The following is a 15,712-nucleotide window of genomic DNA, read 5'->3' as shown; positions in this document are numbered from 1 at the left end:
TTTCTCATGCTAGATACTCAACTCACGTCAAGTTTATCATACAAACTATTTCGAGCCGACCAAGTTCGGGAAAATGAAAAGTTAGCTGCTGCTAATTCAAACTGTGACATGTTCACATTGATGCAGCGCGCTGGAGACGCGGTTTTTAAGCAATGCTTAGAGCTCATTCCTAATTCCGATGTCTATCTTGTTCTTGTGGGTCAGGGAAATAATGCGGGAGACGGTTACATAGCCGCAATGAACGCAAAGCTTGCAGGTAAGCAAGTATTTGTGTGTGCTATTGAGCCTGAGCGAGTGTTAGAAGGCGATGCCGGACTCGCGCAAAAGCGATGGGTTGACTCAGGAGGTGCTGTGGAATGTTTCGATGCATCACTGCTTGAGCGAGCCGATGTGATTATTGACGGGCTATTGGGCACGGGAATTAATAGCTACATCAGAAACGAGTTTGCCGATGTTATCGATGCCATAAACAGTAGCGATACCCCTGTGGTTAGTGTTGATGTTCCCTCTGGTTTAGATGCCAATACCGGCCAAAGCTTAGGTCGCTGTGTGCAAGCTGATATTACAGTGACTTTTGTCGGCATCAAGCCCGGGTTAGTAACCGGAGCGGGTAAGCAGTCTTGCGGTAAATTGGTTTATGCTGATTTAGGTATTGGTAACGCGTTTCAGTCGTTAGCAAAGGCGAGCGCTACCATGTTAAACATAGACCATTTCAAAGGCATGGGACCACGGGACGTGCACAGTCATAAAGGCACCTATGGTCGATTGTTATGTATAGGTGGTAATAAGGGCACTGCCGGAGCCATTCGTTTAGCGGGTGAAGCGGCACTTCGAAGTGGTGCGGGTATGGTGCGTGTTTATACTCACGAATCTTCCGTTGTGCAGGTAAGCGCTGGGCGCCCTGAATTAATGGTGACCGATAGCCAGTTAGACGATGCCCTTCAGTGGGCTAGTTGTGTCGTTATCGGGCCTGGACTTGGTCAGGATGAGTGGGCTGAAGACGCCTTTTTCACCACGCTTAAGCATTGCCAGCAGACGAATAAGCCTATTGTTATTGATGCTGATGCGCTCAATATACTGTGTAAGCAGTCTACGGCGTTCACGCTTTCGCAAAGTATCCTCACCCCTCACGCGGGGGAAGCCGCTCGTTTGTTAGGCGTGTCGATAGATGACGTTGAAAGCGACCGGTTTAACTATGCGCGCCAGTGTTCACAGCGCTATCATTCGGTGTGTGTGTTAAAAGGTGCAGGTACGTTAATCGACAACGAGAAAAAGACGTGGGTGTGTCGACACGGTAACCCCGGCATGGCAACTGCTGGCAGTGGCGATGTACTAAGCGGTATTTTAGGCGCGTTACTCGCTCAAGGGGTAGAGACCGATATTGCAGCTAAGTACGGCGTTGTACTGCATGCAAAAGCGGGTGACGATATTGCCCAACAGCATGGACAACGTGGTATGATAGCGAGTGATTTTTATGATGCGGTTCGTAGCTTGATAAACCACAAATAAGTGCTTTAGCATCAAAGCCCTCATGAGTTGCGGTTTGTAAGATATTTACTGCATAGTTTAGTTTTAGTGGAATAACGTAGATGTCTTACCCGCAGTCCTCCTATTTTGCCAGCGATGTTGACGATACATCGCTACTAGCCCAAGACCTTGCTCAAGCAGTGTCTAGCCAATTGCCCGCTAATGTGGTCGTTTTTCTCAATGGCGACCTCGGCGCTGGAAAAACCACATTTAGCCGTTATTTTATTCAAGCACTTGGTCATTCAGGTAGTGTTAAAAGTCCTACCTATACACTGGTTGAACCTTATGAGTTAGACAGCGTCAATATATATCATTTTGATTTATATCGGTTGTCAGACCCTGAAGAATTAGAATTCATGGGCATACGCGATTATTTTGGCGGTGATGCAATTGCGCTTGTTGAATGGTCACAAAAGGGGGGAGAGTACTTGGCATCCCCTGACTTAGTGATTAATATAAATGCAACGCCATCGGGTAGGCAGTTTGTTCTAGAGTCAAAATCTGCACTTGGTGCAAAGCTGCTCCAGCAATGTAAACGTATATAAAAACGATAAAATCACATCTTGTGTAATCCACGTGAGAGTGAAGACGTAAAGGCAAATTATGGTGCGCAGTATAATATCGGTCTTAATGTTGTGTCTGATGACGCATGCTGTCAGTGCTGCACAAAATACCATCAATGATGTGAGAGTGTCGCCAGATGCTGCCAAGACACGTATTGTTTTTGATGTAGATACTGCACCGGATTTTACTTATTTCACACTCAAAAAGCCGCTACGGTTGGTTATCGATTTAAAAAACACGGCGAGTACGTTCAAACTTTCTTCGGTTAAAAATAGTGGCAGCCTAGTGCGAAAGTTACGGTATTCAACACCTAAACGTGCAAGCTCTGCACGTGTTGTCGTAGAGCTAAACCGCAATGCCGAACCCTCATTGTTTGCAGTCGCGCCAAATAAGTCCTACGGCCACAGACTCGTCCTTGATTTGGCCGATAGTGCGCCCGAAGTTGCACAAAAGCCTGCTTCCTCTTCAGCCACCTCGTCTTCCAAGCAGCGTGTGGTTATTGATGAATCTAGCAGTACGCGCGACCGCGACATCATCGTTGCCATTGATGCGGGGCATGGCGGACAAGACCCTGGCTCAATCGGCCCCGCTGGCTCGTTTGAAAAACACATAACCCTGAGCATTGCCAAACGGCTTCAAGCTATGGTCGATGCAGAAGATGGTATGCGCGCCATTATGACGCGCACTGGCGATTATTACCTTTCACCCAATAAACGCCCAGAAATTGCACGACAGAAAAAAGCGGATTTACTCATCTCTATTCACGCTGATGCCTTTACCCAGCCACAGCCTCGCGGCGGTTCAGTGTGGGTGCTGTCCATGCGAAGAGCTGATACAGAACTAGGACGCTGGATGGAAAGAACCGAGCGACACTCGGAATTGCTCGGTGGTGCTGCTGAAGTCATTAGTGATAAGTCCAGTGAGCGCTATTTAGCGGAAACTATCTTGGGGCTTTCTATGGATCATTCCATGGCAACAAGCCACGATTTAGGCAACAAAGTCATAGAAGAGTTGAAAGCCGTAACGTCTTTACACAAGCGCAAGCCGCAAGCTGCGAGTTTGGCGGTGTTAACATCACCAGATATCCCCTCAATTTTGGTAGAAGTTGGGTTTATTTCAAACCCTCAAGAAGAAAAGAATCTCAATTGGTCTAAATATCGAGAGCGATTAGCAAAAGCCATGTTTAATGCGGCTAAGCGCTACTTTAGACAGGTTCCTCCAGATGGGACATTGTGGGCTGCTGAAAAGGCAAAAAATCGAACCCACCGTGTTCGCTCTGGAGAGTCGCTATCGTTATTGGCTCAGCGTTACAACGTAAGAGTGAGCAGTATTAAAGCTGCGAACAACTTGCGTAACGATGTTGTGCGCATCGGGCAAGTGTTAACTATCCCCAGTACCTGAGAAACAATACTTTTTATTCGTTGTTAATTATTCGCTATCGCTATGCTTGATTAGCAAAACAACGCCTATTTATTTTCAAGACAGAGGTTTCCTTGCCAATACAGCTTTTATCGCCACAACTTGCAAACCAAATTGCCGCCGGTGAAGTGGTAGAGCGGCCTGCGTCTGTTGTAAAAGAACTGCTCGAAAACAGTGTCGATGCTGGTGCTACAAAAATTGAGATCGATATTGAAAAGGGCGGGCATAAAAGAATTCGCATTAAAGACAACGGCAGCGGTATTGCGAAAGACGAACTGCAGCTTGCATTGAGTCGCCACGCAACCAGTAAAATATCGACGCTGGACGATTTAGAACAAATTCTTTCACTGGGCTTTCGTGGTGAAGCTCTCGCGAGTATTAGCTCAGTAACGCGTCTAACGCTTACATCTAAAACGCAGTCGCAAAGCGAAGCATGGGAAGCCTATTGTGAGGGCCGAGATATGTCGGTGGCGGTTAAACCGGCTGCACACCCCGTGGGAACCACAATCGATGTCGCTGATCTTTTCTATAATACGCCGGCACGACGCAAGTTTTTACGAACGGAAAAAACTGAATTTCAACATATTGAAGATGTGATTAAACGTGTGGCGTTGAGTTACCCTCACGTCTCTTTCATTCTTAGGCACAACGATAAGGTCATTAAGCGGTATATCGCTGATAAAGCGGGCAGTATGGAGCGTCGTATTGCCGCAGTAGTGGGTCAAAAATTTATTCAAAATGCAGTGCATATTAATACGCAGTACGACGGATTGACTATTGATGCATGGCTAGGCAATGAAGTCATGCTAAGAAGTAGCAACGACTGTCAGTTTAGCTTTGTAAATAGTCGAGGAATGCGAGATAAGCTTATTACACACGCTATTCGCCAAGCTTATGAAAGCGTGTGGGGTGTGGTTGAGCAACCCAGTTTTGTTGTTTACCTGAGCTTGAACCCAAAAGATGTCGACGTAAACGTTCATCCCGCAAAACACGAAGTGCGATTTCAACAAAGTCGCCTGGTACATGATTTCATATGTAAAAGCGTTTGCGACGCATTAAACGCGCTAAATAACGACACCAGCGACCCCGGCGGCCCCAATTACCAGCACCATGGCGAGGGCCAAATTGGCGGCGAACAAACTTCCGATTACATGAATCCCAAGGTGGAGCATGGCTACATTCGCCCTTTAGACGCCGCCAACTCGCGCCCCCCTGCCTTACATACTGAGAATGCGCACACTGAGAATTCGGGTTCTGCCCATCAATTGCATACAGGTCCGTCTCACTCGTATCCAGATAGAGTAGGTGAAGGTACGCCAAGTTCTGGCGAGGGAAGTGGATCGTCTTCACCTAACCGAATGGCCCAATTTCAACGGCAGAGTAAAGGGCCCTCTGCAGCTTATCAGGCTGGGTTCAACGCCTTAATGACGCCAAATAAGGACAGGTTAAACGAGAGCGGACTTGATCAAAACGGTCTAGCGTACACAAGTCTTACCGCCATGCACAGAGTGTATCCAAAACAGGATAGCGTATTCCTACTCTCTGCAGAAAACCTCATTGGGTTATGGTTAACAGAGTTATTCTGTAAGGCTCAGCATGAACAGCCCTTGCTAATGCCGGTGGCTATTCATGCCGACGAGGTTACCCAATCTACGCTAGACGTGCTGTCACAACTGAACTTTGACATCAACAAAGTGGCGGGGAAATATCGCTTGCAACAAGTGCCGGCAGGCTGCAGACATTTGCCTTGGATAAAGTGGTTCGAGCACCTGCTGTGTGCTTCGCTAACAACGCCACAAAGCATCGCCGATAAGGTCGTTATTCCAAATGAAGATATTGATGAACAATCGTCAGCGGCAGTATGGTACTGGTTGGAGCAGCAAAGTCTGTCTAAACAATGGGAATATATTGAGCAATTTGCTAAAGTGCGCTCGATAAACGACATACTAAAAGCGTGGGGAGAATAATATGTCTATTGGCATAGAAACTGCTTCTCCTGTATTAGCAATAATGGGTCCGACGGCATCAGGCAAAACGGCTTTGGCACTAGATGTTGCTAAGCACACTGAATGCGAGATTATCAGCGTTGATTCTGCCTTGGTTTACAAAGGCATGAACATAGGTACGGCGAAACCCACTGAGCAAGAACAGTCGGTGGTTCACCATCACCTTATCGACATAATCGACCCCGCTGAAAGTTATTCGGTGTCGCAATTTGTGAACGATACAACGCGACTTATTGGTGAAATACATGGTCGTGGCAAGCTACCCATGTTGGTAGGAGGTACAATGATGTACTTTAATGCCTTGATAAATGGAATTTCGTCACTACCTAAGTCAAACGAAGTTATTCGCGAGCAGATTAACCGTGAAGCACAAGCGTCAGGATGGACGCATTTACATAACGAACTCAAGGATGTCGATGCGGTAAGCGGAGAAAGAATTCATCCAAACGATCCTCAACGTATCACGCGAGCGCTAGAGGTCTATCGCAGTACAGGAAAAACCCTGACTCACTGGCAGCAGCAAGAGGGTACAAAGTGCCCTTATGAGATAACCCAGTTTGCTATAGCGCCTGAAGATAGATCTATACTACATGAGCGAATAGAGCGCAGGTTCGACTTAATGCTTGCTGAAGGCTTTGAAGACGAAGTAAAAAAGTTATACGAGCGAGGTGATCTTTCTGACGAGTTACCTTCTATTCGATCTGTGGGGTATAGGCAGATGTGGCAGTACTTTGAAGGACAACTTAGTTACGATGATATGCGTGAACGCGGCATCATTGCGACTAGGCAGCTTGCCAAAAGACAGCTTACTTGGTTACGTGGTTGGCAAGATGTGACGTGGTTAGACACATTTGCTAACGATAAATTGACTAAAATTGCAGCACGAGTCACACTCTAAACGATTGAGTGTGGTATACAATAGACGTGAGGCGGAGTGAAACAGCGCCCGCTAATAATAAAAACTAAGGATTACAAATGGCTAAAGGGCAATCTTTACAAGACCCATTCTTGAACGCTTTGCGCAAGGAACGTATCCCAGTATCTATTTATCTGGTAAATGGAATTAAACTTCAGGGACAAGTTGAGTCTTTCGATCAATTTGTTATTTTACTGAAGAACACAGTGAGCCAAATGGTTTACAAACATGCAATTTCAACAGTTGTTCCAGCACGTGCTATCACAATGCCAAGCACAACAGGAGATTCCGAAAATACTAAAACTGAATAAACTAAAAGGTAACGCGCTTGTTTGACCGTTATGAAGCCGGTGAACAGGCTGTACTTGTTCATATACATTTTTCTGATGAGAACAGCAAAGAAGACTTAAGTGAGCTTGAGCTACTTGTGTCTTCAGCCGGTGTCAATGCCGTTGAGGTTATTACTACCTCGCGCAGTGCACCCCATGCAAAATTCTTCGTCGGATCAGGTAAAGCAGAGGAAATAGCTGCTGCTGTTAAGGCACACGATGCCAACGTAGTTATTTTCAATCACTCCCTCTCTCCCTCACAGGAGCGAAATCTCGAGGCTGTGTGTAAATGCAGAGTATTAGACAGAACAGGTCTAATACTCGATATCTTTGCCCAACGCGCTAGAACTCATGAAGGTAAACTTCAAGTGGAGCTAGCACAGCTACGCCATATCTCTACTCGTTTAATACGAGGCTGGACTCACCTTGAGCGCCAGAAAGGGGGTATAGGATTACGCGGGCCGGGTGAAACGCAGTTAGAAACTGATCGTCGCTTATTACGCGGGCGTATTAAAGCCATTCTACGCCGGTTAGAAAAGGTTCAGAAACAACGTGAACAAGGAAGACGTTCGCGCAAACGAGCCGAAATACCAACGGTATCCTTAGTTGGCTATACAAATGCGGGTAAATCGACACTGTTTAATACCATTACAGATTCACACGTCTACGCTGCCGACCAGTTGTTTGCCACCCTTGACCCTACACTCAGGAAAATTGATCTGCAGGATGTTGGGCCGGCTATTCTTGCCGACACGGTTGGTTTTATCCGTCATCTTCCCCACGACCTTGTTGCCGCATTTAAAGCGACGCTGCAAGAGACCCAAGAGGCTGATCTATTGCTTCACGTCGTCGATATTGCAGATGCCAAATATCGTGAGACGATGGATGAAGTTAATAACGTTTTAGAAGAAATTGACGCAGGCGAGATACAACAATTACTAATCTGTAATAAGATTGATAAACTAGACGATGTCGAACCGCGTATAGAAAGAAACGATGAAGGTATTCCAACCCGAGTGTGGCTATCAGCCCAATCTGGTGAGGGTACTGAGCTTCTTGGTCAAGCACTCACCGAATGCCTAGCCAAAAGCATGGTAAATTATACCTTGAAGATACCTCCGGCACATAGCCGTCTTCGTGGAGTGCTTTACGAGCTAAACTGCATTTCCAACGAAGAGTATGACAATCAGGGCGATTGGGTAGTGGATGTGAGAATGCCAGCTGCCGATTGGAATAGACTTGAAAAGCGTCTAGAAAACGGAATATCAGAGTATGTTGTGCGACATTAATCAGTGCGAAAGCGTTGATAATGCATGCGAACTTAAAAAATAAAACTGTAATCTATGGAGTATCAGCATGGCTTGGAATGAGCCGGGTGGCAATAAAAACGACCCGTGGAAGAATCGCGGAGGCCGAGAGCAAGGTCCCCCAGATTTAGATGATGTATTTAAAAACTTATTCGGTAAGTTTGGTAAATCAGGTGGCAATGGTGGCGGTTCAGGTAAAAGCCTAGGCGGTATCGGTGCTGGTATTTTAGCTGGGCTACTCATAGCCATTTGGATTATAAGCGGCTTTTACACAATTAGAGAGGCTGAGCAAGGCGTTGTTTTGCGTTTTGGAGAGTATCATAAACAAGTGGAGCCAGGTTTACGCTGGGCCCCTACGTTTATCGACTCTGTGATACCGGTAGACGTTCAGTCTATCAGAGACCAATCTTCATCAGGTTCAATGCTGACAGAAGACGAGAACGTGGTCAGTGTTCAAATGGAAATGCAATTTCGCGTTGTTGACCCTGTTCGCTGGACGTTTGCAGTAGAAGATCCAGACCGTAGCTTAAGCCAGTCGTTAGACAGTGCAATTCGCTATGTTGTTGGTCATTCTAGAATGGATGACGTGTTAACAGACGGTCGTGAGCTAACTCGCCAACGTGTGTGGGAAGAGCTTCAAGGTATTATTGAACCCTATAACATGGGTGTATCAATTATTGATATGAACTTCAGGGATGCCCGTCCGCCAGAGCAAGTTAAAGACGCATTTGATGACGCGATAGCGGCACAGGAGGATGAGCAGCGTTTCATCCGTGAAGCTGAAGCATACGCAAGAGAGATTGAGCCACGAGCGCGTGGTCAGGTCAATCGTATGAATGAAGAAGCGCAAGCATACAAAGAACGCGTTACCTTGGAAGCCCAAGGTGAAGTAGCACGCTTTGAAGAGTTGCTGCCTCAGTTTGAACGTGCGCCTGTGGTAACCCGTGAGCGTATTTACCTTGAAACAATGGAAGAAGTGCTGAGTAATTCTAGCAAAATCCTTGTGGACAGTAAGGGCGGTAACAACATGATGTATCTACCACTAGATAAGATTATGGACCGTCAGCGTGAGAATGCTAAGCCAACGTCGAGAAGTACGCTGGAAGGACTACAAATGCCGGTAACTAATGAAGGCGGTCGTAACCTTAACAGTACTCCGACATCAGGCCTGCGCGGCGAATCATTTAGAGAAGGGAGATAATTGCTATGAAAAACATAATTATTGCTGTTGTCGTTCTCCTAGTGCTACTGGCGTCGGGCTCTTTGTTTGCCGTTAAAGAGGGCGAACGAGCTATTGTAATCCAATTCGGTAAAATACAGCGTGATGAAGCCACTGGCGAGACACGAGTATTCACGCCAGGCTTGCACTTTAAACTACCGTTTATTGATTCTGTACGTCGTTTAGATGCGCGTATTCAAACGCTAGATGGCTCACCGGACCGCTTCGTAACCAGTGAGAAGAAAGACCTGATTGTTGACTCATACGTGAAATGGCGCATCGACGACTTTGCTCGTTACTACCTATCTACGGGTGGCAACAAGCTACAAGCCGAAGCACTATTGAAGCAAAAGGTGAATAACGGTCTGCGTTCAGAATTTGGTACTAGAACTATTGCGCAAATTGTTTCAGGCGAACGTTCAGCACTGATGAACCAAGCAATGGAGCAAGCGTCTACGTCATCTGATGAGTTGGGTATACAGATTGTTGATGTGCGAGTGAAGCAAATTAACCTGCCAACAGAAGTCAGTAACTCTATTTTCCAGCGTATGCGAGCTGAGCGTGCTGCCGTTGCTCGTGAGCACCGTTCGGAAGGTCAAGAGCAAGCGGAAGTGATCCGCGCAAACATTGATGCGAAAGTGACGGTTATGCTTGCTGATGCCGAGCGTAATGCTAGACAGTTACGCGGTGAAGGTGACGCCCTAGCAGCGCAAATATACGCTGACGTGTACTCGAAAAACTCAGACTTCTACAGCTTCCTTCGCAGTATGGATGCTTATAAGAAGAGTTTCTCTAGTAAGCAAGACATCATGGTTATTGCGCCTGACAGTGATTTCTTCAAATATATGAACCAATCACAAGCTAAATAAGCCAATTTAGGCATTGAAAAGCCAGCCTTCGGGCTGGCTTTTTTATGCCTGCTGTAAAGTGGCAAGTATCTGTTTTAGCAACATATCTTAATGGTTTATTCTGGATGTCTTTATAAGATAAATACCTCATTTATACCTCGCTCTGCCAAAGTCGTGTTAAATCCGATAAAATGCCATGGAATTTACAATAAAAGTGCCGCTAACTACGCCGTGATCTTTGTTGCTTTATGCATATCACACAACGCATCTTTGCCTTCCCAGCAACGAGCATATTAAGCAGGCACGCTATAACGACAGAGGGAACGTTTTGACAACGGACAACAAACAAATAAAGTCTGCCGGTGATAATGGCGGACAAGGTGGTTTATTTTCGCGGTTTCTGGCAACGGTAGAATGGTTAGGGAATTTACTTCCACACCCCGTCACCCTGTTTGCACTGCTATCGGTATTTATCGTCTTACTCAGCGGTATTCTCGGTTATTTTGACTTAGCTGTGGTCGACCCTCGCCCAGAGGGTGCCAAAGGCCGAGAAGCTGATGGAATGATTGAAGTTATCTCGTTAATGAGCGCAGAGGGACTGCAACGCATTGTGACGGGTCTAGTGACTAACTTTACTGGTTTTGCTCCACTTGGAACGGTATTGGTTGCGCTACTTGGCGTATCGGTGGCGGAGCATTCTGGGCTGCTTTCGGCGGCCATGCGGGCACTCGTGATGAATGCGTCTAAACGCGCTGTGACTTTTGCTGTGGTGTTTGCGGGTATTGTGTCAAATACCGCATCTGAGCTGGGCTATGTTGTTCTTATCCCCCTGGCGGCAATGATATTTCATTCTCTAGGACGACACCCCTTAGCGGGCTTGGCGGCAGCCTTTGCTGGCGTATCGGCAGGATACAGTGCCAACTTGCTGCTGGGTACGGTGGATCCTCTTCTTTCTGGTATAACCGAAGCAGCTGCGCACATGATAGACCCAGACTACGCGGTTGGCCCTGAAGTAAACTGGTACTTCATGTTTATCAGTACTTTTGTGGTGGCCACAATGGGCGCGTTAGTTACCGAAAAAGTGGTTGAGCCCAGACTTGGGCAATACGACCCTTCTGAAGCGTCTATCGACCTAGGTAGTCAGTCAATGGATGCGCCTACCGACCTTGAGAAGAAAGGGTTGCGTTGGGCGGGTATTTCATTTGCCTTAGTGTGCGCTATTTTGGCACTTACGGTGGTTCCTGAAAATGGTATCTTGCGCCATCCTGAGACAGGCGAAGTTGCGGGTTCCCCCTTCCTAAAAGGCATTGTCGCCTTTATTTTTATTACGTTTGCGGTTCCCGGTTTTGTTTATGGCAAGGTGACAGGTTCTATGAAAGGCGATAAAGACGTTATCGACGCCATGTCAAAAAGTATGGGCGCAATGGGGTTGTATATTACGTTGGTGTTTTTCGCCGCTCAGTTTGTAGCATTTTTCAAATGGACAAACTTAGGCACGGTATTGGCGGTAAAAGGCGCGGCGCTATTACAAGCCGCTGGCCTAGATGGACCCTCTGTATTTATCCTGTTTATTTTGATGTGTGGCGTGGTCAATCTTTCACTAGGCAGTGCTTCAGCACAGTGGGCTGTTACCGCCCCCATCTTCGTTCCCATGCTTATGCTAATTGGCTATGCGCCTGAAGTGATTCAGGCGGCGTATAGAATTGGTGACTCAGTGACCAATGTTATCGCACCTATGATGAGTTATTTCGGGCTTATATTAGCTATGGCAGCGCGATATAAGAAAGATTTAGGAATGGGAACGCTCATCGCAATGATGCTGCCTTATTCAATGGTATTTGTTATTGGGTGGACTATTTTGTTTTACGTCTGGGTATTCTTACTAGGTATGCCGGTAGGGCCAGGTGCTGCAACCTACTACCAGCCTTAGCCTCTATCACTTTGAAAGTGATAAGTATTTGTCAGAAAAGGGCGTGAGATTTTATCTCGCGCCCTTTTTGTTTTAATCTGAATATCCTATCAATTCAATTGCGTATTTATAGGCGTACAAGAGATCATAACGACCCTTAATTCAGTATAATAGTGTCATAACGTTGTACTTTTCGGACTGCTTTTAATGAAATACAAATCGAATAAAGGTTTTACTCACTCCCAGGCGGATAAAATTGGTGTGCTGGTGACCAACTTAGGCACACCTCAAGCACCAACTAAGCAAGCGCTACGCCCCTATCTGAAAGAGTTTTTATCAGATCCGCGAGTTGTGGAAGTGCCTCGTATTATTTGGTGGTTTATTCTGAATATGGTTATTTTGAATATTCGCCCAAAGCGCTCTGCTGAAGCGTATTCAACGGTATGGACAGACGAAGGCTCACCATTATTATCGATTACCAAGGCCCAGTCAGAAGCTATCGCACAGCGCTGTAAAGAAAAGTATGGCGATGATGTTATTGTCGATTTTGCCATGCGTTACGGTCAACCGGCCATTAGCGATACTATTGATAAAATGTTAGAAAACGGGGTGAGGAAGTTGGTAGTGCTGCCCCTTTATCCTCAATACAGTGCATCCACTACAGGCTCTACGTTCGATGCGATAGCAAATGATTTTACGAAAAGACGTTGGTTACCTGAACTGCGTTTTATCAACCACTACAATGATAGAAGTAACTTTATCGAAGCCCTTGCCAATAAGGTGAAAGCGCACTGGGAAAAACATGGTCGTGCCGATAAACTTATTCTTTCCTATCATGGTATTCCAAAGCGTTACTTGATGAATGGCGACCCTTATCACTGCGAATGCCACAAGACATCACGCTTACTTGCTGAAAAGCTCGGCCTATCTCATGATGAATACATGACGACATTCCAATCCCGCTTTGGGCGAGAAGAATGGCTAAAGCCGTACACTGACGAAACGTTAAAAGGGCTTCCTGGCAAAGGGGTTAAGTCAATCCAAGTGATGTGCCCGGGATTTTCCGCTGACTGTCTAGAAACCATCGAAGAGATAGGCGAAGAGAACCACGAGTACTTCATGGAAGCAGGCGGAGAGCGTTATGAATATATTGACGCGCTAAATAGCGACGAAGAACACATCGATGTGTTATTTGATATTGTCCAAGAAAACCTTCACGGTTGGACAGTAGAATCTGACAATTCGGTGCGCGCAGGATTGGCTAAAGCCCTAGGTTCTGAAGTTTAAGCTCAAAATAGCGCCCCGAAGTATATGTCTTATTATACGCCCTAAAATATGGGGCTTGGTTTGAGCTCTGGTCATTCAAATGGGGCATGTTAATGTTAATGCCTCATTGTTAATTTACATCAGGGCAGTATGCCCAAAAAGGAGTGAATATGGACGTTAAAGCACCACCGGCATTACTGAAGGCGCAAAAGCTCGCCAACTTATTAGATACTGCGATTAAGCTCCCTTTCATCCCTATCAAAATTGGCTTGGATTCTATTGTCGGCTTAATCCCTGGTGCAGGTGATGCACTCATGTTATTCGTTTCTTTGCGCATTGTTTGGCTTGGTAAATCTCTTGGTATGCCGAGCGCCTTAGTTGCGCAGATGGTAAAAAATTCTGCCATCGATTTTGGTTTAGGCTTTATTCCCTTTGTTGGCGACATCATCGACGTGTTTTACAAAGCAAATCAAAAAAATGTGCGAGTAATGGAACGCTGGTGGGTAAGTGAGAATAAAGCATCGGTAGATGCAGCCACCAAAGAAAAGCTCGAACAATGGGAAGCTGAACAGCAAAATAGTTAGGTACAAATTCTACGATCATTGGGCACAAACACCACAATTCACCTATTGTTATAGCCACACCAATCGATTTTTGGCTTAAGTGCGTAGCAATAGGCACTATTTGAATTTAATTCAACAAAGGAGTGTGTGGTATATGAAAGCGTCTGATTTATTTGTGAAGGCACTTGAGGCCGAACGCGTTGAGTACGTGTTCGGTATTCCAGGTGAAGAAAATTTAGACCTGCTTGAATCATTGCGTTCCTCATCCATCAAGCTTGTGCTTACGCGGCACGAGCAGGGTGCTGGCTTTATGGCCGCTACCTACGGGCGATTAACCGGTAAGGTAGGGGTGTGTCTGGCCACACTTGGCCCAGGAGCAACGAATTTAGTCACTCCCGCTGCTTATGCGCAACTTGGCGCTATGCCCATGTTGATGATAACGGGCCAAAAACCTATTAAAACCAGCAAGCAGGGGCGCTTTCAAGTCATCGATATTGTGGACATGATGCGTCCTATCACCAAATTTACCACGCAGGTGGTAAGCGGTGACAGAATACCCTCGACGGTGAGGGAAGCATTTCGACTGGCTCACGAAGAGCGACCTGGCGCGGTTCACATTGAACTACCAGAGGACATTGCTGCAGAACAAACTACCGCGCACCTCTTAGAGCCAAATGTGGCAAGACGGCCTATTGCGGAATACAAAGCGGTGTCTTCTGCCGTATCTATGATAGAAAATGCAACGTCGCCACTGCTATTAATTGGTGCCGGGGCTAATCGAAAGCTTACCGCTAAAATGCTCCGCGAATTTGTGGATAAAACCTGTATTCCATTTGTGACCACGCAAATGGGTAAAGGCGTGCTTAACGAGAGCGACCCGCGATTTGCCGGCAACACGGCACTATCGGACGGTGACTTTGTACACCGAGCTATTGAGCGGGCAGACCTTATTATTAATGTAGGCCATGACGTGGTAGAGAAGCCGCCCTTCTTTATGCATCACAACGATAAGAAAGTGATTCACGTTAACTTCGACCCCGCTGCAGTAGACCCTGTGTATTTCCCGCAGCTTGAAGTTGTTGGCGACATTGCTAATAGCATTTGGCAAATTAAAGAAGAAATTACGCCGCAAAAGGACTGGAAGCTCGATTTTTACAAAGACGTTCATGAAGCTTATGTGCATCATCGTGCAGAGGCCGAAGACGACAATCGTTTTCCAATATTGCCAGAGCGCTTTGTGAGAGATATTAGAAAGGTGATGCCCGACAACGGCATTGTGACCCTTGATAACGGTATCTATAAAATTTGGTTTGCTCGTAATTATCCCGCTTATCACCCCAATACCCTTTTACTCGACAATGCCTTAGCCAGTATGGGCGCCGGATTACCATCTGCAATGGCTGCAAAATTAGTGAATCCAGACGTTCCCGTGCTGAGTGTATGCGGCGACGGCGGCTTTATGATGAATAGCCAAGAAATAGAAACCGCCGTAAGGCTTAAACTTGATCTCGTGGTGATTATTTTACGAGATGACGCCTACGGCATGATCAAGTGGAAGCAGGCCAACATGGCGTTCGACGAATTTGGGTTGGACTATGGCAACCCCAATTTTGTTAAATACGCTCAAAGCTATGGTGCGCAGGGCTGGAGAGTGGATGATACCGACGTACTTATTCCCATGGTTGAGCGCTGTTTACAGACCCCGGGCGTTCACATCATCGATTGCCCCATCGATTACAGCATGAACGATGAAACGCTCAACCATACCATTAAAGAACTCAGTGCTAAGTTGTGATATTGCGCGCTGATGCAGTGTATTAGAGCAGCAAGTCAAAACAG

13 protein-coding genes are annotated in these 15,712 nt (G+C 46.3%); all 13 read left to right on the top strand.

Annotated elements, in window-relative coordinates:
• Positions 1-6 precede the first annotated feature (6 nt).
• On the top strand, positions 7-1,509 hold the full coding sequence (locus GTQ48_RS06935; RefSeq protein WP_163105827.1) for an NAD(P)H-hydrate dehydratase: 1,503 nt from the start codon (positions 7-9) through the stop codon (positions 1,507-1,509).
• Positions 1,510-1,589: 80 nt separating this feature from the next.
• On the top strand, positions 1,590-2,072 hold the full coding sequence (gene tsaE, locus GTQ48_RS06930; RefSeq protein WP_032097705.1) for a tRNA (adenosine(37)-N6)-threonylcarbamoyltransferase complex ATPase subunit type 1 TsaE: 483 nt from the start codon (positions 1,590-1,592) through the stop codon (positions 2,070-2,072).
• Positions 2,073-2,130: 58 nt separating this feature from the next.
• The gene (locus tag GTQ48_RS06925; RefSeq protein WP_163105826.1) at positions 2,131-3,492 is read left to right on the top strand and encodes an N-acetylmuramoyl-L-alanine amidase; all 1,362 of its coding nucleotides are present in this window, start codon (positions 2,131-2,133) and stop codon (positions 3,490-3,492) included.
• A 92-nt stretch (positions 3,493-3,584) separates the two neighbouring features.
• Positions 3,585-5,477: a DNA mismatch repair endonuclease MutL gene (gene mutL / locus GTQ48_RS06920; protein ID WP_163105824.1), complete on the top strand. Its 1,893-nt coding sequence runs from the start codon at positions 3,585-3,587 to the stop codon at positions 5,475-5,477.
• 1 nt (position 5,478) lies between these two features.
• Positions 5,479-6,414, top strand: coding sequence for a tRNA (adenosine(37)-N6)-dimethylallyltransferase MiaA (gene miaA, locus GTQ48_RS06915; protein ID WP_163105823.1), 936 nt, complete (start codon positions 5,479-5,481; stop codon positions 6,412-6,414).
• Positions 6,415-6,491: 77 nt separating this feature from the next.
• On the top strand, positions 6,492-6,743 hold the full coding sequence (gene hfq, locus GTQ48_RS06910; RefSeq protein ID WP_032097709.1) for an RNA chaperone Hfq: 252 nt from the start codon (positions 6,492-6,494) through the stop codon (positions 6,741-6,743).
• Between the two features lie 17 nt (positions 6,744-6,760).
• Complete coding sequence (hflX, locus tag GTQ48_RS06905; protein WP_163105821.1) at positions 6,761-8,050, top strand: ribosome rescue GTPase HflX; 1,290 nt, start codon at positions 6,761-6,763, stop codon at positions 8,048-8,050.
• 67 nt (positions 8,051-8,117) lie between these two features.
• On the top strand, positions 8,118-9,269 hold the full coding sequence (gene hflK / locus GTQ48_RS06900) for an FtsH protease activity modulator HflK (protein WP_163105819.1): 1,152 nt from the start codon (positions 8,118-8,120) through the stop codon (positions 9,267-9,269).
• A gap of 5 nt (positions 9,270-9,274) precedes the next feature.
• Positions 9,275-10,156, top strand: coding sequence for a protease modulator HflC (hflC, locus tag GTQ48_RS06895; RefSeq protein WP_163105818.1), 882 nt, complete (start codon positions 9,275-9,277; stop codon positions 10,154-10,156).
• A 307-nt stretch (positions 10,157-10,463) separates the two neighbouring features.
• Positions 10,464-12,065 (top strand): AbgT family transporter, encoded by a 1,602-nt coding sequence (locus GTQ48_RS06890; RefSeq protein WP_275405612.1) that lies wholly within the window; start codon positions 10,464-10,466, stop codon positions 12,063-12,065.
• 186 nt (positions 12,066-12,251) lie between these two features.
• Complete coding sequence (gene hemH, locus GTQ48_RS06885) at positions 12,252-13,331, top strand: ferrochelatase (RefSeq protein WP_163105816.1); 1,080 nt, start codon at positions 12,252-12,254, stop codon at positions 13,329-13,331.
• 149 nt (positions 13,332-13,480) lie between these two features.
• Positions 13,481-13,894: a DUF4112 domain-containing protein gene (locus tag GTQ48_RS06880; RefSeq protein WP_163105814.1), complete on the top strand. Its 414-nt coding sequence runs from the start codon at positions 13,481-13,483 to the stop codon at positions 13,892-13,894.
• Positions 13,895-14,027: 133 nt separating this feature from the next.
• Positions 14,028-15,668 carry an acetolactate synthase large subunit gene (locus GTQ48_RS06875; protein WP_163105812.1) on the top strand — a complete coding sequence of 547 codons (1,641 nt, stop codon included), beginning with the start codon at positions 14,028-14,030 and terminating at the stop codon, positions 15,666-15,668.
• Positions 15,669-15,712: the final 44 nt, after the last annotated feature.

Source organism: Alteromonas genovensis, from assembly GCF_010500895.1.
GTDB lineage: Bacteria > Pseudomonadota > Gammaproteobacteria > Enterobacterales > Alteromonadaceae > Alteromonas > Alteromonas genovensis.
Note: the sequence above shows the minus strand (reverse complement) of the source record. Positions and strands in the feature narration are given on the sequence as shown.

Bases quoted from the DNA above. Each gene is read 5' to 3' on its own strand.
- hemH (WP_163105816.1), top strand. From the start codon at position 12,252: ATGAAATACAAATCGAATAAAGGTTTTACTCACTCCCAGGCGGATAAA.
- hfq (WP_032097709.1), top strand. From the start codon at position 6,492: ATGGCTAAAGGGCAATCTTTACAAGACCCATTCTTGAACGCTTTGCGC.
- miaA (WP_163105823.1), top strand. From the start codon at position 5,479: ATGTCTATTGGCATAGAAACTGCTTCTCCTGTATTAGCAATAATGGGT.
- GTQ48_RS06925 (WP_163105826.1), top strand. From the start codon at position 2,131: ATGGTGCGCAGTATAATATCGGTCTTAATGTTGTGTCTGATGACGCAT.
- GTQ48_RS06880 (WP_163105814.1), top strand. From the start codon at position 13,481: ATGGACGTTAAAGCACCACCGGCATTACTGAAGGCGCAAAAGCTCGCC.
- GTQ48_RS06935 (WP_163105827.1), top strand. From the start codon at position 7: ATGCTAGATACTCAACTCACGTCAAGTTTATCATACAAACTATTTCGA.
- hflK (WP_163105819.1), top strand. From the start codon at position 8,118: ATGGCTTGGAATGAGCCGGGTGGCAATAAAAACGACCCGTGGAAGAAT.
- GTQ48_RS06875 (WP_163105812.1), top strand. From the start codon at position 14,028: ATGAAAGCGTCTGATTTATTTGTGAAGGCACTTGAGGCCGAACGCGTT.
- tsaE (WP_032097705.1), top strand. From the start codon at position 1,590: ATGTCTTACCCGCAGTCCTCCTATTTTGCCAGCGATGTTGACGATACA.
- hflC (WP_163105818.1), top strand. From the start codon at position 9,275: ATGAAAAACATAATTATTGCTGTTGTCGTTCTCCTAGTGCTACTGGCG.